The sequence below is a fragment of the Mesobacillus maritimus genome, assembly GCF_019749255.1.
Lineage (GTDB): Bacteria > Bacillota > Bacilli > Bacillales > Cytobacillaceae > Mesobacillus_B > Mesobacillus_B maritimus_A.
In genome coordinates this window covers 37870-57200 of the sequence record NZ_JACWFH010000035.1, presented here as the reverse complement: position 1 = coordinate 57200, position 19331 = coordinate 37870, and the positions used below count along the sequence as shown (strand labels likewise).

Genomic DNA, 19331 nt, shown 5'->3' with positions numbered 1-19331 from the left:
CCTATTTCACCTCAACTGATTGTTGTTCTTCCACCATTTCTCCGTTTAGTGACCAAGTTCTAGTATCGGTAATCTTGACTTTCACAATCTTACCAATCGCTGTTTTAGGGCCAACAAAGTTAACAAGTTTGCTTTTGCTTGTATATCCGGCAAGAACATCTGGGTTATTCTTGCTTTCCCCTTCAACAAGAACTTCAACCGTTTGACCTTTGTATTTTTCCAACGCTTTCGCAGACATTTCATTTACCACTGCATTCAATCGTTGTAGACGCTCTTTCTTGATTTCCATAGGAACATTATCCTGCATTTTTGCAGCTGGCGTTCCTTCACGTGGAGAATAAATGAACGTATAGGCAGCTTCAAATCCTACTTCTTTATATAAAGAAATCGTTTCTTCAAACTGCTCATCCGTTTCATTTGGATACCCAACAATAATATCGGTCGTTAAGGTAACGTTAGGAATCGCGGCTTTTATCTTTTCCACTAGTTCAAGGTATTGCTCACGCGTATATTTACGAGCCATAATTTTTAGCACATCAGACGAACCAGATTGTACTGGAAGATGGATATGATCCATCAAGTTTCCACCTTTTGCTAACACCTCAATTAAATGATCATCAAAATCACGTGGATGGCTTGTTGTAAAACGAACACGTGGGATGCCAATCTTACGGATTTCATCCATTAAGTTTCCTAAACCGTACTCTAGATCTTCAAAATCTTTCCCATATGCGTTTACATTCTGACCAAGAAGGGTGACTTCCTGATACCCTTGTGCGGCTAAGTCACGCACTTCCTGGATAATTTCCTCTGGACGTCGACTGCGTTCTTTCCCACGAGTAAATGGAACGATACAATACGTACAGAATTTATCGCAACCGTACATGATATTGACCCATGCTTTAATATTTCCACGACGTACTTTAGGAAGGTTTTCAATTACATCGCCTTCCTTAGACCATACTTCCACGACCATTTCCTTAGACATGTAAGCCTCTTTTAAAATATTTGGCAACCGGTGAATATTATGTGTACCAAAAATCATATCTACTTGGTTATATGTCTTAAGGATTTTATTAACGACAGATTCTTCTTGGGACATACAGCCACAAACACCTATTAGTAAATCAGGCTTTTCCGTCTTCAAATGTTTTAAGTGACCTAATTCACCGAACACTTTGTTTTCTGCGTTTTCACGAATCGCGCAAGTATTTAATAGAATCACATTGGCATCGTCAACAGAATCAGTTGCTTCATAGCCTAACGCCATAAAAATACCCGCCATAACTTCTGTGTCATGTTCGTTCATTTGACAACCGTATGTTCGAATATAAAACTTACGACCATTTCCTAGTCCACGGAATTCCTCAGATATTTGGAAATCATCATGATATTTTACTTCTTCCTTGCCTCGTTTTTTTGCATCCTTCAAGGAAGGCGGTACAAAAACAGTTTCGAAATATTTGCTATAATCCTTGGCGGATTTTTTGTCCGAAGGATTTGCAGTTTGAACTTGCTGGCCTTCTAGGCGTTGGTTTTCATTCATATTGTTTCTCCTTTCTTTCCTAAAAAATAAAAAATGAAAGTTTTTAAAGATATTAACATACAATAAGTAATTATAACTGTTATAAGACTCACAAACAATATCATATGTCACAGTTCAAGCGGTTAAAACATGACATCTTTCGGAAATAACCTACCAGCTTCCATTATAGTAAAATAACAAACTACAACCAAGCACAATAATTACCATGGAGTGTTTGTATTGTACAGATTAACTTCGTGCAAAGACGGCCATGGTGACCAAAACGCCTCCGTTGGATTTTCCAGCGTTACCTTTCTGCTCTTTCACAACCTTGTTTGGGCACGGTGGAACTTCCTGCGTTACCTTTTTCTCTTTCACAGCCTCGTTTGGGCACGGTGGAACTTCCTGCGTTACCTTTTTCTCTTTCACAGCCTCATTTGGACACGGTGAAACTTCCTGCGTTACCTTTTTCTCTTTCACAGCCTCGTTTGGGCATGGTGGAACTTCCTGCGTTACCTAATTCTCTTTCACAGCCTCGTTTGGGCACGGTGGAACTTCCTGCGTTACCTTTTTCTCTTTCACAGCCTCATTTGGACACGGTGAAACTTCCTGCGTTACCTTTCTGCTCTTTCACAACCTCGTTTGGGCACGGTGGAATTTCCAGCGTTACCTTTTTACTCTTTCACACCTTGTTTGGGCACGATGGAACTTCTTGCGTTACCTTTTTCTTGGGCACGGTGAAGCTTTCAGCATGAACCCTTCATGACAGCAAATTATTCATTTTATCAAATGATACGGGTACCAGGAAATAATAAGTTACTAAATAGAAAAAACCCCAACAAATGGTTGGGGTTTCCTTCTTATACAAACTCTGCAGTTAACTTATCAAAGTATTCTTGATCAAGTGTCAAGTCTGCTTCAGAAAGTGGTTTTTCGGAATAGCCACTTACTAACTCTTGGTAAGATGGACGTTCTGTGTTCTGGTAGATTAGTCCAGTTACAAGTCCGTCATGCTTCATCAAGGTTTGCATTGCATTTTCACGATTTGAAGGATCATAACCTTCGATATCACTTAGCTTTGTAAGATTCTCTTTAAACCAATCATACGTATTGACCTTATTATAGGTTACACAAGGGCTAAATACGTTAATTAACGAGAAACCTTTATGTTTAATACCTGCTTCGATTAAAGCAGTCAAGTCTTTTAGATCAGTTGAGAAGCTTTGTGCGACAAAGGTTGCACCAGCTGTCAGGGCCATTTCCATTGGGGAAATCGCTTGTTCAATTGAACCAGCAGGTGTTGACTTTGTTTTAAAGCCTGCAGCTGAACGTGGGGATGTTTGTCCCTTTGTCAAACCATAGATTTGGTTGTCCATTACGATATACGTAATGTCAATGTTACGACGAATTGCATGAATGGTATGCCCCATACCAATTGCGAATCCATCCCCGTCTCCACCAGAGGCAATTACTGTTAAATCACGATTTGCCATTTTTACACCTTGAGCGATTGGAAGAGATCTACCATGAATTCCATGGAATCCGTATGAGTTAATATATCCCGAGATACGCCCAGAACAGCCGATTCCGGAAACAACGGCCAATTGCTCAGGCTCAAGTCCAACGTTCGCTGCAGCACGCTGCATGGCTGCCTGAACTGAGAAATCGCCACAACCAGGGCACCAGTTAGGTTTTACATTGTTTCGAAAGTCTTTAAATGTAGCCATTTAGAACAACTCCTTGCATTTCGAGTGAATTTCGTGCGGCAAAAATGGATTTCCATCATATTTCAGCACTTTATGAACTTTTTCGGCATGACCGACGTTCATTTTTAAAATATTCGCTAGCTGACCTGTCGCGTTGTTTTCAATCACAGCAATTTTCTTTGCCGTTTTAACAAGTGGCAAGATTTCGTCAACTGGGAATGGGTGGATTAATCGAACTTGAGCATGGTTTACTTTCACACCATCTTGCTCTAATCGGTCCATTGCCTCCTCAATTGCACCTCTTGTTGAGTTAAAACCAACGATTAACAGATCTGCTTCCTCATGCGGAGCGTTCTTATGGACTGGCGTATCAAACTTAATATTGCTGATTTTGCGGAAACGCTTATCCATCTGTGCGATACGGTTAGCTGCTGACTCAGATGGTTTACCTGTTTCCTCATGCTCTACACCCGTAACATGATGGATTCCATTCTTCATTCCAGGAATCGTACGTGGGGAAACCCCATCTTCTGTTACTTCGTAGCGCTTAAAGTAAGCTTTGCTTTCAAGCTCAGGTAGTTCGCCAGTTTGAAGCTTACCTCTGCGAATTTCTACCTTACTAAAATCTAACGGTTCTACTGTTTGCTTTCCAAGAGAAAGCTGAAGGTCAGATAAGATAATGACCGGGCATTGATATTCCTCTGCTAGATTGAAAGCTTCTGCAGTGTCATAGAATGCCTCTTGGACGGTACTTGGAGCCATAACAATCTTTGGAATCTCTCCATGTGTACCATAAATCATCGCCATCAAGTCTGATTGCTCTTGTTTTGTTGGAAGTCCAGTAGATGGGCCACCACGCTGTGTGTCAACGATTACTAATGGTGTTTCAGTAATTCCCGAAAGACCGATTGCTTCCATTTTCAAGGAAAGACCAGGACCCGCAGAAGCTGTTATTGTCCTGACACCGCCATAGTTTGCACCAATCGCCATCGTTACTGCTGCAATTTCATCTTCTGTTTGAATGACTGTTCCACCAACAGCTGGTAGTTTCTTAATTAAATATTCCATGATTTCTGACGCAGGTGTAATCGGGTAAGCTGCCATAAATCGACATCCCCCTGCTAATGCACCCATTGCGATTGCGTCGTTCCCAATCATGAATAAACGCTTCTGGCCATCTGCTTTTTCAAGCTCCATGGCACCTACATTTGAGCCTAATTGTTCTTTCATATATTCATAGCCAGCTTTAATGGCTTCCATATTCTTTTCGACCACTTGTTGGCCTTTGCGTCCAAAGATTTCTTGTACAACTTCTTCGAATACTTGAATATCTAAGTCTAGAACTGCACTTGTTGCACCAATTGCAACCATGTTCTTCATTAGAGATGTGCCAAGTTCAGTCGCAATCTCAGTAAATGGAACCGCATACAAAGATGCTTCAGTATCTTCCGGTTTTGTTGGTCCGAATTTCGCATCTGCCATAATGACACCCTTACTATGAAGCTCCTTATAGTTCACATCAATGGTTTCTTGGTCAAATGCTACTAGGATGTCCAAATCATCGGAAATAGAACGAACCTGTGTCGTACTAACACGAATTTTGTTATTTGTATGGCCACCTTTAATACGTGAAGAAAAGTGACGATAACCATATAAATAATAGCCCAATCGGTTTAGGGCAATTGCAAAAATTTCCCCGGTACTCTCAATTCCTTCTCCTTGCTGTCCTCCAACTTTCCATGAAAGTTGATTGATCATCTCCTACACCCCTTTAGGTACGTTAAAAAATATGTAATTCTATTCCATTTATAATTTTAGCACTTTTCCAAGTAATTCACTAGAAATAACGCTTTAGCTTTTACTATAAAATTAACAACTTGGAGGGGTACTAAACGCTTTCAATTCTAGACCTTAGCTGGAAAAAAAGCAACCCTTTATGACTAAATATTGTACAAAATATGAATATTTTTTCATTTTATAGTTTTATTAAATTCAAACCACCTTTTTTGCCAGCATTACGCATATAATCCTTGATATTACTATGATTATACAAGCACCTAAGAAATTTATTCCTTCTTTCTCTCTTATCCTAAAATAATAATAATTGTATATTTATTCCATTTTATCGTTAAAAAAACCATCTGTCAGCTTGTACAGACAGATGGTTTTTCCAATTATATTCTGTTCCAGACAAGATGCCTTTGAAGGTTTCATACCTTGTACCATAATAAATAATAATGTTCCTAAATTCCCCGCATTACCTTGGTTCGATAATCAGTTTTATAGCGGTACGTTCCTCTCCATCTATCTGGATATCGGTAAATGCTGGGATGCAAATCAGATCTACTCCGCTAGGCGCTACAAATCCTCTTGCGATAGCTACTGCCTTCACGGCCTGATTCAATGCACCCGCACCGATTGCCTGGATTTCTGCATTGCCTCTTTCACGCAGAACCCCTGCAAGCGCACCAGCTACAGAATTAGGGTTAGATTTTGCTGAAACTTTTAATATTTCCATTCCTAGCTCCTCCTTATTTTATCCCCCAAAACCTGAATGCCCTATAATTCACTACTTTAGGGTAAGTTGTTCCACTGCTACTATATTCGGGAACTTCCGGGTATATAACCGAGCTGTTAAAAAAAGGAGGAGCTGTTTCCCTTTTATCTTAGCATTCTTCACTAACTTTGTAGCCTTCGCTGTTATATACGTCTAGAAAAGAGCTAGCAATCGATATTCATCGTTTGCTAGCTCTTTTCTAATTAGTGAAATTCCTTCGTAGCTCAAATCAGATGAGCCCAGAATAATGGTTTTTGCTTTATCATAGCAACAAAGGTTGAGAAAGGAGTTACGATTATAGGCATTAGCTAAAATGTGGCTGATCATCATTGATGCGTACACGTTGAATCTTTGTGGCACGCCCTGTTTTCTTATCTACATCGATGACCACGCCAGATAATTGTGTTCGTCCACCAGTACTGACCTCGAAACGGACCGGTAATGAGGTTAAAAATCGTTTAATAACCGCTTCCCTGTCCACGCCTAAAATTCCATCGTATGGACCTGTCATGCCTGCATCTGTTAAATAAGCAGTCCCTTCCGGTAGGATTCGCTCATCTGCGGTTTGAACGTGAGTATGAGTTCCGACTACTGCTGTTACCCGTCCATCGAGATACCAACCCATCGCCTGTTTTTCACTTGTTACTTCAGCATGAAAGTCCACAAAAATGATGGGAGTACGTTCCTTTGCTTCCGCAATTAGTTCGTCCGCCTTTTTAAAAGGGCAATCAATTGCTGGTAAAAACGTTCTTCCTTGAAGATTGATAACAGCGACCTCGTCTTGATTTACTTTTAAATATACAATCCCTGTACCCGGGACTTCACTTGGAAAGTTAGCTGGGCGTACCAGATACTTTGCCTTGTCAATAAAATCAAATATTTCTTTTTTATCCCACGCGTGGTTTCCTAAGGTAACAACCTGCGCTCCCATTTCTAAAAACTGGCGGTAAATTTTTTCATTAATCCCTTTTCCACTCGCAGCATTCTCACCGTTTATGATGGTTATTGTCGGACGATATTTTTCCTTTAGCTTTGGGAGGTATTCCTTTACCATATCCCGACCTGGTGATCCGACAACATCGCCGATAAATAATATTCTCATGTTTATTCCATTCCTAACATAATTTTTTTATCTAGTACAATTGTAGCACACTCATGATATTCCCCATATTTATTGTTTTTATCTATACAATATAAAAAGCGGTGCATATGCACCGCTTTATTTAGCGTATTCAACCGCCCTTGTTTCTCGAATGACCGTAACCTTTATATGGCCAGGATAATCAAGTTCTTCCTCGATGTTCTTCCTGATGTCACGAGCTAGGCGATGAGCTTGAAGGTCATCAATTAAATCAGGTTTAACCATGATCCGAATCTCACGGCCAGCCTGGATAGCGAATGATTTCTCAACACCCTCAAAGGATTCTGAGATTTCTTCTAATCGTTCCAAACGACGAATATAGTTTTCTAGCGCTTCACTACGTGCACCAGGTCTTGCAGCTGACAAGGCATCAGCAGCAGCAACTAGAACAGCAATAACAGAAGTTGGCTCTGAATCACCATGGTGAGAAGCGATACTGTTAATCACGACACGGTGTTCTTTATACTTTGTCGCCAGTTCAACACCTATTTCCACATGGCTTCCTTCTACTTCATGGTCAATTGCCTTTCCGATATCATGCAGAAGCCCTGCACGACGTGCTAGAATCTCATCCTCCCCTAATTCAGCTGCAAGCAACCCTGAAAGCTGTGCAACCTCCATAGAGTGTTTGAGAACATTTTGACCATAGCTTGTACGATACTTTAATCGTCCAAGTATTTTTATTAAATCTGGGTGAAGACCATGTACACCCACTTCAAACGTCGTCTGTTCACCGACTTCACGAATATGTTCATCGACTTCACGACGCGCTTTTTCGACCATTTCCTCAATTCTTGCAGGGTGAATTCTTCCATCTTGAACAAGTTTATCGAGAGCTAATCGTGCCGTTTCTCGACGAATCGGATCAAACCCGGAAAGAATGACTGCTTCTGGCGTATCATCAATAATTAAATCGATTCCTGTCAGCGTTTCTAATGTACGGATATTCCGTCCTTCACGCCCAATGATACGACCTTTCATTTCATCATTCGGAAGATTCACAACGGAAACCGTTGTTTCAGCAACATGGTCAGCAGCGCAACGCTGAATGGCTAGGGATAATAATTCCTTCGCCTTCTTGTCGGACTCTTCCTTCGCTCTGTTTTCGCTTTCTTTAATCATGACTGCAGTGTCATGAGCTAACTCCTGCTCAGTACGTTCTAAAATGATGGATTTTGCCTCATCACGCGTTAAGCTCGAGATACGTTCCAACTCGGCTTGTTGCACACGCACCATCTCGTCCACTTTGCTTTGCATCTGTTCAATATGCTGTTGTCTTTGGGTCAGAGAGTCATCTTTCTTCTCCAAAAGAATTTCCCGTTTATTTAACGATTCGTCCTTCCGGTCAAGATTCTCCTCCTTTTGCAGTAAACGATTTTCTTGTTTTTGCAGTTCATTTCGTCGCTCGCGCACTTCACGTTCTGCTTCTGTGCGTAGCTTATGAATGTCATCCTTTGCTTCAAGCAGGGCTTCCTTCTTTAATGCTTCCGCATCCCGCTTCGCATCTTCAAGAATCTGTTCTGCCGCATTCCTGGCTCCTGCTATTTTTGCCTCTGCAACGGATTTTCGATAAAAATAGCCAACAACTGCACCGACGATTAGGCCAAGCAAAATGGAGATGATTGGTAATATAAATTCCATCATTTCACCTCCTCTTGCTATGAACTTTTTTGTTACGTTTTTTAAAGTGTCGGCATGTATATTGTTTTATTTAAAATTCAACATACAGCACAAAGGCTTTTAAACGTTTTATTACTAGGAAAAGTAAAAATATACATGTTTAATTGTATGTTTTCCCATTTTTATTGTCAAGGGGTTGTCAGTCTTGGTGTTATAGTTTCCTACCAATTTTAAACAAATTTTCGATATGCAAGAAAAAGCAAAGCCAGATCAGCTTTGCTTTTTCCTCATTTAGAAATTATGAAAGCTCTAATTCTTCCTGATCTTCATCGGATTCAACTAGAGGCTTCTCTCCATCAAGACCATAGTGATCACGAATTTTTTGTTGAATTTCAAGACGAACAGACGGATTTTCCTTCAAGAACAGTTTCGCATTCTCTCGTCCCTGACCTACACGTTCATTATTATAGGAATACCAAGATCCACTCTTTTGAACGATATCAAGTTCAGAACCGATATCAAGGATTTCTCCTTCTCTAGAGATTCCCTCTCCGTACATAATATCCACTTCCGCTACCTTGAAAGGAGGAGCAACCTTGTTTTTAACTACTTTAATTTTTGTTTTATTCCCTACGATATCGTTGCCTTGCTTTAGGGATTCAGCACGACGTACTTCAAGACGAACACTAGAATAGAATTTAAGCGCACGTCCCCCTGGAGTTGTCTCAGGGTTTCCAAACATAACCCCAATCTTTTCACGAATCTGGTTAATGAAAATTGCAATTGTATTGGATTTATTAATAGCACCTGACAGCTTACGAAGAGCCTGGGACATCATCCTTGCTTGAAGTCCCATATGAGAGTCTCCCATTTCTCCTTCGATTTCAGCTTTTGGAACTAGAGCAGCAACAGAGTCAATAACAATGATATCAACCGCACCGCTTCGTACAAGTGCCTCAGCAATTTCTAGTGCTTGTTCCCCAGTATCTGGCTGGGAAAGCAATAACTCATCAATATTAACACCTAATTTTTGAGCGTAAACAGGATCTAGCGCATGCTCGGCATCAATAAATGCAGCCTGACCACCTGCAGCTTGTACTTCTGCAATTGCATGAAGAGATACAGTTGTTTTACCAGAACTTTCTGGTCCATAAATTTCAATTACACGTCCCCGTGGATACCCACCTATTCCTAGGGCTACATCCAATGTAATCGAACCACTCGGACTAGTAGATACTCTACGATCTGACTGTTCTCCTAGCTTCATAACTGAGCCTTTACCAAATTGCTTTTCTATTTGTTTTAATGCCATATCTAAGGCAGCTTGACGGTCACTCACTCAATTTCCTCCCTTTACAAAACGTTCTAGTACATAAAAGAAACGTCCATTTCTTAATTCAAAACTACTATTAATTACTACTCATACTATACCTTTTTTTTAGCTGTTTGTCGAGCAAAAAAACGAACATCCATTCGTTATTTTTGACTGGTAAGTTTCGCTAAAAAAATGATTTTGAACGCATTTTCACTCTCGCACCGTACAAATCGGATGCTAAAAATGCATTTTTCTCCATTTCGTTGGTATAAAAAGTTTCTCAGGGAACAGAGTTTATCTAACAAAGAGTCTAACAAAAAGTCTAATAAAGAGTCCTCGTTCTTATTACTAGAACGAGGACCCCCTTAGCTTCACAGCCTACTCTTTTAAACTATTAATCAGCAGTCGACAACCATGTTTGACCGCTCTCACCCGGTTGATTTCCCGAGTGCCTGCAAGCTGCAGCATTTTACTAAACGTTGGTTTTCCTTTTATGTGGATGCCCACAAAAACAGTCCCAGCAGGGTGGCCCTCAAGCTCATCGGGACCAGCAACTCCCGTAAAACTAATTCCGATATCGGCTCCCAGGAGCTTAGAAACATTTTGTGCTAGTTCTTCCGCACAAGCAGCACTAACTGCACCCTCTCCGGAAATGGTTTCTTTCCGGACCTTTACGATATCAATTTTAGCCTCATTTGTATAACAAACGACGCCCCCTTTTAATACACTGCTTGCACCTGCCAAACTCGTGAGCTGTTCCTGGAATAATCCACCGGTAAGGCTCTCAGCCGCAGCAATGGTTAAACCTTTTGTCTTTAAAAGTTTAAAAACTTCATTTATTAAGGAGGTATCATCATACCCATAAAAATAATCCCCAACACGAGCCAATATCTTTGCTTCTAGCTCATCAATAAGCTTTGCCGCCGTTTCTTCAGAGGCATGACTTGCTGTCAATCGAATGGTTACTTCCGACTCTGAAGCGAGCGGAGCAATGGTTGGATTGCTTTGACTCTCAATGAGATCCTCCAGTTTTGTTTCGAGAGCTGCTTCCCCAATCCCAAAGAAACGCAAGACTCTTGAAACAATCTTTGCTTGTTCGCTCATCTTCATTGTGATCGCTGGTATTCCATATTTCGTAAACATTGGTTCCATTTCACTCGGCGGTCCAGGCAATAGCATATAATGCTGATCTCCCTTGGTAAATAGCATTCCTGGGGCCATTCCATGGTCATTTTGCAACACTTCCGCTCCTTTAAGGACGAGAGCTTGTTTTCGGTTATTCTCAGTCATCACTCGGTTTGTTTTATTAAAGTAGCCTTCAATTGATTTCATCGCCACTTCATCAATCGCAAGATCAACACTTAGTTGACGAGCAATCGTTTCCTTCGTGAGATCATCCTTTGTTGGTCCGAGACCACCTGTTAGGATAATTAAGTCAGAGCGGCCTTTGGCCACCTCTAACACTTTTTCAAGTCTACCAGGATTATCGCCCACTACAGTATGGAAATACACATTCACACCAATACTAGCCAACTGCGCGGATAGAAACCGAGCATTTGTGTTGTTAATTTGGCCAAGCAACAGCTCTGAACCGACCGCAATGATTTCAGCGTTCATATATTTCCTCCGTCCTATTTGTGAATTCATTTTTAATCTCTAAGAGCCTGGTCCCTTCACTTCAAATTATTTCGAATTAAGAAACACTGCTTTATTTTTAATAAAATAGTCCAAACCAGACCAAATGGTAAAAATCATTGCAACCCATAGTGCGATATCATCGAAAGGGAGTGATATCATTTCAAAGATGATGTTATGTAGCAAAAGGGCAGATATCGCTACAATCTGAGTCCATGTCTTAATTTTCCCTAGCATATTGGCAGCAACTACTTCTCCACCTTCCGCTAAAATCGCCCGTAAGCCCGTAACTGCAAATTCTCTAAAGATGATGATAATGACAATCCAAGAAGGAGCAAGTTGAAGTTCTACTAACACAATTAGGGCAGACGCAATAAGCAATTTATCCGCAAGCGGATCCAAAAATTTCCCGAGATTTGTGACAAGATTGTATTTACGGGCATAGTACCCATCCACCCAATCCGTTGCCGATGCAAAGATGAAGATTAATGCTCCAATCAGATGGGTAATCGGCATCACTGTTCCTAGGAAGGAAACTTCCCCCCAATCAAAAGGAGCAAGCATCACCACTAGAAAGATGGGAATAAGGAAAATACGTGATATGGTGATTTTATTAGGTATATTCATTGGTTTTGCCTCCACAAACAAAATAAAAACCTGACTAGTAACGCCAGTAATTTTATATATTTTTTTATTTAATCAAAGGAAAAAATAGCCACCTTGCGATGACTATTATTCGCTTTTCGTATAACGAATTGTAATGTTCTGTGGTCTCGTAAGCTCACTCTCGGTAAAGGAGTATTCTAGCTTTTCACCATTAATGTAAATCTCTGTAGCTGGTACATTGCCAACGCGAATAACGGCTTCTGTTTCATTTGTAAAGTCAAGTGTCTCACTATCTTCCTTCTGCAGGGTTTTCTCAAAGAAAGACTTCCCCGCACTATTTTTAACACTTACCCATGTAGATCCTGTTGAAACAACCTTTAGTTCAAACGCGTCGGTATTTTTTAATTCATAGACAGTAGAACTTCCGTTGTTCTCAGTAAAAGCAAGTTCTTGCGCAGGTTCCTCTACTGGCTCTTCTACTTCATCCTCTGTCTCATCAGGAGTTGCGTCAGAGTTTTCGCCCTCACTTTCTCCCGCAGCGTCATCGGTGTTCTCGTCAACCACTTTTGGTTCCTCAATGTTTACCGGGTTATTTCCTTCACCTTCTAAGTCTTTCTTGTCATCTCCAGCACTTTGGACCATCCAGTACCAAACAAGCACAATCGCCCCAATTACAAATACGCCGATTAATATTTTTGGTAGTAAGTCTAAAACCTTTGATGAACTTGGCGACATGCTTTTCCGTGATTGAACACGAGAAAGCTGCTCTGGTAAATCATCATTATATGTACTCGGAATATCCTCTTTATATTGCTCAAAAATCTCGTCGGGATCTAAGCCTAAAGCTTCAGCGTATTGCTTAATGAAAGCTCGAACATAGAACTTTCCTGGCATCATTGCGTAATTGCCTTCCTCGATGCCAACAAGGTAGCGTTTTTGAATCTTAGTTATATCTTGTAGCTCATTTAGACCCAGACCTTTTGCTTCTCTTTCTTGTCTCAAGCGTTCTCCTAATTCTGTCACGATAACACCTTCCAATACATTTAAAAATCGAATCCTCCGAAATCTGAATCAGTGAACAAATGGTTTTGTTGAACCATATCATATGTTATTTCTTCGTCCTGATTGTTACGAAGCTCGATAATATAATCAAAGTCGTTCAATGAGTATTCCGTATTTTGAACAAATATATCAGGGTGCTCCACTACCTTAACTGCCGGCATGCGCATAATTTCCCTGACAAGCTGCCAATGTCGTTCATTCGCTCGTCTAGTTGAAACAATTCCATCAAGAATAAAAAGGTTGTCCGCATTGTATTCATCCTCAATTAACTGATTCCGAATTGTTTGCTTAAGAAGCGTAGAAGATACAAATAACCATCGTTTGTTTGCACATACGCTCGCTGCAACCACTGATTCTGTTTTCCCTACCCGCGGCATCCCTCTGATGCCAATGAGTTTATGGCCTTCTTGCTTAAACAATTCTGCCATAAAATCCACGAGGAGTCCAAGCTCACTACGAACAAAACGAAAAGTTTTTTTATCATCTGCATCTCTTTCTATGTAACGCCCATGACGTACAGCCATCCGGTCACGGAGTTTCGGTTCCCGTAGCTTGATTACTCTTATAGTGTCCATTGTATTTAAAATTGACTCGAGTCTCACGATTTGTTCATCATTTTTAGCTAAAATTAAAAGACCACGTCTTCCTTGATCAATTCCATTAATCGTTACGATATTGATGGCAAGCATCCCGAGTAAAGAAGAGATGTCTCCTAGCAAACCAGGACGGTTAATTGTAATTTCATATTCTAGGTACCATTCTTTCTTCTCCATCAAAACCCTCCAAACGTTCATATAGGTTTTCGTATTTCATCTATAATAAAGACGGAAATGCCTCACTTCAATTTTTAGAAACAGATTTGACAAGTAACTTCTAGCTTCTATAATAAATGATTTTGAACGAAGATGAAAGAAAAAGGAGTGAATGATAATGATTAAACCATGTTTGTCTTAATGTGGGGAATATCATTAACTATTGGGCTTAGTTTAAATATAAAAAGAGAGGCCTAAGCCCCTCTCTACTTGCTAAAACGTAAGTTAGCCGTTATTTTGAACAAGCTTCACCATTAGATTTGCAATTGCATGCTGCTCTTTTTCATCTGCAACAGACCACAAATCAGCAAGTACACGCTCTTGCTCGTTTTTCGGATCAACATTTTTCGCTAGATAATCCCCCACTTGGTACGCTACATCGGAGATTACATTATTGCTCATGCCTTCGCTTTGTGCTTGATCCAAACGGCTACCTAAAAAATCTTTCCATTGTCCCCAGTTATCTAATACAGACATATTTTGAACCTCCTTTTAAAGTGTTCATGGATATTTTGCTTTAGAAGCCTTCAAAATATTCATCAACCTAAAGAAGGATTTTTACATATACCATCCTCCATTTATTGCTAGCACATGACCTGTAATATAACTGGAATCATCAGAAAGCAAAAAGCCAACTCCATTGGCGATATCTCTGGGTGTAGCCAATCTGGATAACGGAATTTCCTCTTTAACAGCAGAAAGCTCATCAGGAGAAAAACCCGAAAGCATTGGTGTCTCAACTGCTCCTGGAGCAACTGCATTAACCCTAATGCCTGAAGGAGCTAGTTCTTTGCTTAATGCCTTTGTGAAAGAAATTTGAGCTCCTTTAACGGTTGAGTAAGCGACCTCAAATGAGGCTCCTGTCTGTCCCCAGATTGAGGAAATCACGATAATAGCTCCTTCTCTTTTCATGATTAGTTTAGGAAGTAAAGCCTTTGTTAATAGCAGTGGGGTTGTAACCGAGACATGTAGCAGTTTCGCCAAGTCATCCTCTGTTAAATCTTGTAGAAGTCCATATAAGGCCTGACCAGCATTATGGATGATTCCATCTAAAGAGAATATCTGAGATGCTAGCTGCTTATACCCATTTGGTAAGGATAAGTCCGCCATAATTGGAATATATTCTCCCTCAAAAGCTTCTAAATTATGTATTAATTTTTCAATCCCTTCACGATTTTGATTGTAGTGTAAGTATAAGGAGTATCCCTTTTCCGCAAGTTTAAAGGCGACTGCTTGACCAATTGCCCCACTAGCCCCCGTAATTAAAATAAACTTTTTCATCTTTTTCTCCTAACGAAGGAGCACCGACTTACCAGCCGGCGCTCCCCTTTCGTTCTTTATTTTGGTACCACTTGGCATACGGTAAAACGTTTTTCATCAATAAGGTCAGAGGCTGCAGCCTTTATGTCCTCAACAGTAATGCCCTCTAGCACCGGCACAACTTCAAATAAGTCCATATCATTAAATGCATAGCGTGTGAATTGGTTTGCAATGTACTCAGGTGAATTAATGGCACGTAAAAATGCGCCAATTTTTTTCTTTCTTGCCCTGACTAAGTTTTCATTATTAAAAATTGATCCAGTCTTCGCATCCATTAAGATGGAAGTAATTCTGTTTTCCAGCTTTTCAGGGTCATTTGTATCGCCCCCAGCCATTGCAAAACCAAAGCCCAGTTCTTGGCTGAAATCATAGGAAAAGGAGTCATCTATGAGTCCTTCATTATACAGCTCCGTATATCCAACCGAGCTTTTTCCAAATAAAATGTCGAGCATGATGTTAATCGACAGTTCTTTTTTCAACATTTCCTGTCCCTGTAGCGTAGAAGAAGGCGCCTTTATTCCAACGATACATTTAGGCGTTTGCACATTCATTTTCAACACTTGCTTTTTCTGTGCTACTTCCTCGATTTCTGATTCAAAGATTCTTTCTATTTCAGGTTGAGCACTATAGTCTTTCTTTGCCTGATTTTCCTTAATTTGCTTCATGATTTGGGTTGGTTCCACTGCACCGACAACAAAGAGCAACATATTACTTGGATGATAAAAAGTGTTATAGCACTCATAAAGCATATCCTTGGTAATATGTGAGATGGATTCTTTCGTTCCGGCAATATCAATTTTAACTGGATGTTTTTGGAACATATTCTCAATCACACCATAATATAAGCGCCAATCAGGATTATCATCATACATCGTAATTTCCTGACCAATAATTCCTTTCTCTTTTTCAACTGTCTTTTCTGTAAAATAAGGCTCCTGGACGAAATCCATCAATGTTTCAAGATTTTTCTCGACGTGGGAAGTACTTGAAAACAGGTAAGCAGTTCTTGTAAATGAAGTAAACGCATTTGCAGAAGCACCCTGACGACTGAATTGCTGAAACACGTCACCGTCTTCTTTCTCAAAAAGCTTATGTTCCAAGAAATGGGCAATCCCATCTGGTACTTTTGTAAATTCATCTTTTCCAAATGGCTTAAAATGATTATCGATTGACCCATATTTAGTCGTAAAAGTAGCGTACGTTTTATTAAACCCTTTTTTCGGGAGGATATAAACATCCAGCCCATTCTCTAGCTTCTCGTAATATAGTTCTTCCTTTAACTGTTCAAATTCAATTTTCTCCATTATTCCGCCGCCTCCATTCCAGTTAAAAAGTAAATGGTATCAAGGTTTACCTTGTTCGCAACGGCGACGACTTCATCCTTGGTCGTTTCTTGCATACCTTTTAACCAATCATCAAGGGAAACTTCCACTTTGGAAACTACATTATGGTACAAGAGTTCAACCATACCCCTAGCTGTATCAAGGGTTTCAAGCAGTTGATTTTCAATTACTGCCTTCGTTTGGTCGATTTCTTCCTCTGTGAAATCACCTGACTTCATGGCTTCCATCTGTTCTTTAATAATCTTTACAGCAAGGTCGAAATTTTCAAATTCGACCCCTGACATCACCATCATCAAGCCTTTATGACTCTCAAGCCGGCTAGCTACGTAATAAGCTAGACTATTTTTTTCCCGCACATTTAGGAAAAGCTTTGAATGAGAAAAGCCACCATAAATCCCATTGAACAATTGGAGGGCATAATAATCACGATCTCCGTACTTTATATTTGTGCGATAACCTATATTCAATTTACCTTGTTTTACATCTTGTTTTTCTTTAATGGTCTTCTCTTCTCGATTTGCACCATTAAGGGAATTGCTTTCTTTTGGAGTGCGTTCTGCAAATTGAAATAAGGTAGAGGCAGTGGTTGCTACCTGTTCAGGAGATACATCCCCAATGACATAAAGGTCTAATTCATCTTCAGCAAATGCCTTTTGGTAATACTCATAAAGGGAAGTGGCAGTAATTTTATCCACAGCTTCTAATTCTCCGTTAACTGGGAGGGCATAGGGTTCTCCAGCACACATTTCTTGGATAAGCCTAAAGCTTGAATACCTCATCTTGTCATCATAAACTGATTGAATGCGTTGCTTTAATGTGCGCTTTTCTTTATCAACTGTTTCGCTGTCAAATGAACCATTGTCTGCAAGTGGATTTCGTATCATCTCGGACAATAATTCCATTGCCTTCGCTAAAAGTGGTGTAGAATCACTAAGGAACTTTTCATTTGCTACTTCAATTGACAGAGAGATCACTTGATATTCGCCTTTTTTCGAAACATCCACAAACATATTTGCACCATAGAGGTCATCTAAATAAGATCGTAACTTGGCCGTTGTCGGGAACCCAGCTGTACTAGCTTGCAATACATGAGGAAGAAGAGCACGCTGTGTCACTTGATCTTTGGTCAAAGGTGCTTTCATTTTCCACACAATTGTATTGGTTTTGAATTTTTCAGTCTGTACGACGTGAAGCTTATAGCCTTGCATTTCCTTTATCGTTTCCGAAATCACTCCCATGAGGGGTCCTCCTTTTTGTTTCCAGGCATACATCATCTTTCTCTTGTTTCCTAGAACATTCTTTACCATCCCTATTACATCTTATGTATACCACATGTAGGTTATATTTTTATCTTTTCCTATTGCCACTTCCCTATTCTTACTATACCTTCCTATTTTCTAATTTTACAAGTAATGGGACTTCCTGCCTTCAGAGAAATACAGAAAGATGCTCCCCCTATTAGGGGAAGCATCAAGTCACACTAGTTATAGTTTCCTTATTCATCACGCTTGAATGTTGTTGAAAACTGATTGTCGATTCACCAGTATAGATAGTGGCTTGGTTCCGTCCAGAAGCTTTTGCTTTGTATAAAAGCTGGTCTGCATAGACGACCATCTGATCAATTGATGCAAATTGGCTACTTGTTGCAACACCAAAACTCATGGTAACTTTAATCCTATCCTCGGTGAAGCTCTTGTCTCGTAATTTATCGTATAGGTCGGACATAAAAGCCTCTATATGCGAGTTTGAGGAATCCGGAAGTAAGAAAGCAAACTCCTCCCCTCCATAGCGAAAGGCCATCCCTTGGTATTTATCGGCCAATTCACTGAAGACATTCCCAATTTCCTTTAGAACCAAGTCCCCTGCCATATGTCCATAGGTGTCATTCACATATTTAAAATAATCAATATCTCCTATGATTAACGTAAATGACTTTGAATCCGACTTTAACAACCGAATCTGTTCTTGAAAAGAACGGTGATTGAATAATCCTGTCAAATAATCGGTAATCATGAGTTCCTTGAATAATTCTTTTTGCTTCATATGGAAACGTTCTCTAAGCACAATCATTGAACCTAGTAATCCAATTATCCATACAAAAATGCTATTAATGGTAAAAACAAAAATCATATCAAAGGTCCATGTTTCTCCGAATAGAAACATAGCTGAATACCCAATCGTGACACCAATGGACGAAAAAACCGCTCCTTTGGTTCTCCAATAGATGGTCGCATGCATGATAATTAAAAAAGCAATAGGAAAGATTGGGCTTAGGACTTCTCCTGTGAGTGCTAAAAGCCAAAAGAAAGCTATAAAGTCAAAAAGGATGCCACCCTGTGTCAGAATAGAAAAATATTTATCTTGTTTTGAAAATCGAGTCAAAGCAAACTGTGCTATGGAAATATAAGCGATTGATAAGCCAAATAGTAATGGAAAACTTGCACTATTATATTGGAGACGTTCAGATAAAGGAGGAAAGTAAAACATGATGAAGGCAATGATCGCAAAAATCCACCTAAGATAGGAAAAAAGCTTTTCCGTTTCTGAATCATCCATGTATAAAGAAAACTTCATTTTCATGACCTCTTGTCATTGTTATTTTCTATTATATTTATTTTACCATAGGCAAACGCTTTCCTGCTGAAAAAATATGGAAGAAAAACAAAACTCCCGGACATAGTTGTCCGGG

Annotated in this window: 17 protein-coding genes; all 17 read right to left on the bottom strand. The window is 39.9% G+C overall.

Annotation, left to right across the window (positions count from 1 at the left end; translation table 11 throughout):
• Position 1 precedes the first annotated feature (1 nt).
• Positions 2 to 1546: a tRNA (N6-isopentenyl adenosine(37)-C2)-methylthiotransferase MiaB gene (gene miaB / locus H0185_RS21230; protein WP_221875501.1), complete on the bottom strand. Its 1545-nt coding sequence runs from the start codon at positions 1544 to 1546 to the stop codon at positions 2 to 4.
• 228 nt (positions 1547 to 1774) lie between these two features.
• The gene (locus tag H0185_RS21225) at positions 1775 to 2005 is read right to left on the bottom strand and encodes a hypothetical protein (RefSeq protein ID WP_221875500.1); all 231 of its coding nucleotides are present in this window, start codon (positions 2003 to 2005) and stop codon (positions 1775 to 1777) included.
• Positions 2006 to 2385: 380 nt separating this feature from the next.
• Positions 2386 to 3252: a 2-oxoacid:ferredoxin oxidoreductase subunit beta gene (locus tag H0185_RS21220; RefSeq protein ID WP_221875499.1), complete on the bottom strand. Its 867-nt coding sequence runs from the start codon at positions 3250 to 3252 to the stop codon at positions 2386 to 2388.
• The gene (locus H0185_RS21215) at positions 3253 to 4989 is read right to left on the bottom strand and encodes a 2-oxoacid:acceptor oxidoreductase subunit alpha (RefSeq protein WP_221875498.1); all 1737 of its coding nucleotides are present in this window, start codon (positions 4987 to 4989) and stop codon (positions 3253 to 3255) included.
• A 499-nt stretch (positions 4990 to 5488) separates the two neighbouring features.
• Entirely contained in the window at positions 5489 to 5749 is a 261-nt protein-coding gene (gene spoVS, locus H0185_RS21210; RefSeq protein ID WP_221875497.1) for a stage V sporulation protein SpoVS, read from the bottom strand.
• A gap of 343 nt (positions 5750 to 6092) precedes the next feature.
• Positions 6093 to 6890, bottom strand: a complete 798-nt coding sequence (locus H0185_RS21205) for a TIGR00282 family metallophosphoesterase (RefSeq protein WP_221875496.1) — start codon at positions 6888 to 6890, stop codon at positions 6093 to 6095.
• 117 nt (positions 6891 to 7007) lie between these two features.
• Positions 7008 to 8573 carry a ribonuclease Y gene (gene rny, locus H0185_RS21200; RefSeq protein ID WP_343223190.1) on the bottom strand — a complete coding sequence of 522 codons (1566 nt, stop codon included), beginning with the start codon at positions 8571 to 8573 and terminating at the stop codon, positions 7008 to 7010.
• Between the two features lie 274 nt (positions 8574 to 8847).
• Positions 8848 to 9888 (bottom strand): recombinase RecA, encoded by a 1041-nt coding sequence (gene recA / locus H0185_RS21195; protein WP_221875495.1) that lies wholly within the window; start codon positions 9886 to 9888, stop codon positions 8848 to 8850.
• Between the two features lie 354 nt (positions 9889 to 10242).
• Positions 10243 to 11481, bottom strand: coding sequence for a competence/damage-inducible protein A (locus tag H0185_RS21190; RefSeq protein WP_221875494.1), 1239 nt, complete (start codon positions 11479 to 11481; stop codon positions 10243 to 10245).
• A 66-nt stretch (positions 11482 to 11547) separates the two neighbouring features.
• On the bottom strand, positions 11548 to 12126 hold the full coding sequence (gene pgsA / locus H0185_RS21185) for a CDP-diacylglycerol--glycerol-3-phosphate 3-phosphatidyltransferase (RefSeq protein ID WP_221875493.1): 579 nt from the start codon (positions 12124 to 12126) through the stop codon (positions 11548 to 11550).
• Positions 12127 to 12231: 105 nt separating this feature from the next.
• On the bottom strand, positions 12232 to 13128 hold the full coding sequence (locus tag H0185_RS21180; RefSeq protein ID WP_221875492.1) for a helix-turn-helix domain-containing protein: 897 nt from the start codon (positions 13126 to 13128) through the stop codon (positions 12232 to 12234).
• Positions 13129 to 13148: 20 nt separating this feature from the next.
• Positions 13149 to 13940 (bottom strand): DUF3388 domain-containing protein, encoded by a 792-nt coding sequence (locus H0185_RS21175; RefSeq protein ID WP_221875491.1) that lies wholly within the window; start codon positions 13938 to 13940, stop codon positions 13149 to 13151.
• Positions 13941 to 14204: 264 nt separating this feature from the next.
• Positions 14205 to 14456, bottom strand: a complete 252-nt coding sequence (locus H0185_RS21170; protein WP_221875490.1) for a DUF3243 domain-containing protein — start codon at positions 14454 to 14456, stop codon at positions 14205 to 14207.
• A gap of 81 nt (positions 14457 to 14537) precedes the next feature.
• Positions 14538 to 15260: an elongation factor P 5-aminopentanone reductase gene (gene ymfI / locus H0185_RS21165; RefSeq protein ID WP_221875489.1), complete on the bottom strand. Its 723-nt coding sequence runs from the start codon at positions 15258 to 15260 to the stop codon at positions 14538 to 14540.
• Positions 15261 to 15316: 56 nt separating this feature from the next.
• Complete coding sequence (gene yfmH / locus H0185_RS21160) at positions 15317 to 16603, bottom strand: EF-P 5-aminopentanol modification-associated protein YfmH (protein WP_221875488.1); 1287 nt, start codon at positions 16601 to 16603, stop codon at positions 15317 to 15319.
• On the bottom strand, positions 16603 to 17880 hold the full coding sequence (yfmF, locus tag H0185_RS21155; protein WP_221875487.1) for an EF-P 5-aminopentanol modification-associated protein YfmF: 1278 nt from the start codon (positions 17878 to 17880) through the stop codon (positions 16603 to 16605). The genes yfmH and yfmF overlap by 1 nt, the downstream gene beginning before the upstream one ends.
• A gap of 232 nt (positions 17881 to 18112) precedes the next feature.
• On the bottom strand, positions 18113 to 19216 hold the full coding sequence (locus H0185_RS21150; protein WP_221875486.1) for a GGDEF domain-containing protein: 1104 nt from the start codon (positions 19214 to 19216) through the stop codon (positions 18113 to 18115).
• Positions 19217 to 19331: the final 115 nt, after the last annotated feature.

What these genes read in the sequence shown, in the direction of transcription:
- miaB (WP_221875501.1), bottom strand. Translation starts at nt 1,546, where the DNA reads ATGAATGAAAACCAACGCCTAGAAGGCCAGCAAGTTCAAACTGCAAAT.
- H0185_RS21220 (WP_221875499.1), bottom strand. Translation starts at nt 3,252, where the DNA reads ATGGCTACATTTAAAGACTTTCGAAACAATGTAAAACCTAACTGGTGC.
- H0185_RS21215 (WP_221875498.1), bottom strand. Translation starts at nt 4,989, where the DNA reads ATGATCAATCAACTTTCATGGAAAGTTGGAGGACAGCAAGGAGAAGGA.
- spoVS (WP_221875497.1), bottom strand. Translation starts at nt 5,749, where the DNA reads ATGGAAATATTAAAAGTTTCAGCAAAATCTAACCCTAATTCTGTAGCT.
- H0185_RS21205 (WP_221875496.1), bottom strand. Translation starts at nt 6,890, where the DNA reads ATGAGAATATTATTTATCGGCGATGTTGTCGGATCACCAGGTCGGGAT.
- rny (WP_343223190.1), bottom strand. Translation starts at nt 8,573, where the DNA reads ATGATGGAATTTATATTACCAATCATCTCCATTTTGCTTGGCCTAATC.
- H0185_RS21190 (WP_221875494.1), bottom strand. Translation starts at nt 11,481, where the DNA reads ATGAACGCTGAAATCATTGCGGTCGGTTCAGAGCTGTTGCTTGGCCAA.
- pgsA (WP_221875493.1), bottom strand. Translation starts at nt 12,126, where the DNA reads ATGAATATACCTAATAAAATCACCATATCACGTATTTTCCTTATTCCC.
- H0185_RS21175 (WP_221875491.1), bottom strand. Translation starts at nt 13,940, where the DNA reads ATGGAGAAGAAAGAATGGTACCTAGAATATGAAATTACAATTAACCGT.
- H0185_RS21170 (WP_221875490.1), bottom strand. Translation starts at nt 14,456, where the DNA reads ATGTCTGTATTAGATAACTGGGGACAATGGAAAGATTTTTTAGGTAGC.
- ymfI (WP_221875489.1), bottom strand. Translation starts at nt 15,260, where the DNA reads ATGAAAAAGTTTATTTTAATTACGGGGGCTAGTGGGGCAATTGGTCAA.
- yfmH (WP_221875488.1), bottom strand. Translation starts at nt 16,603, where the DNA reads ATGGAGAAAATTGAATTTGAACAGTTAAAGGAAGAACTATATTACGAG.
- yfmF (WP_221875487.1), bottom strand. Translation starts at nt 17,880, where the DNA reads ATGGGAGTGATTTCGGAAACGATAAAGGAAATGCAAGGCTATAAGCTT.
- H0185_RS21150 (WP_221875486.1), bottom strand. Translation starts at nt 19,216, where the DNA reads ATGAAGTTTTCTTTATACATGGATGATTCAGAAACGGAAAAGCTTTTT.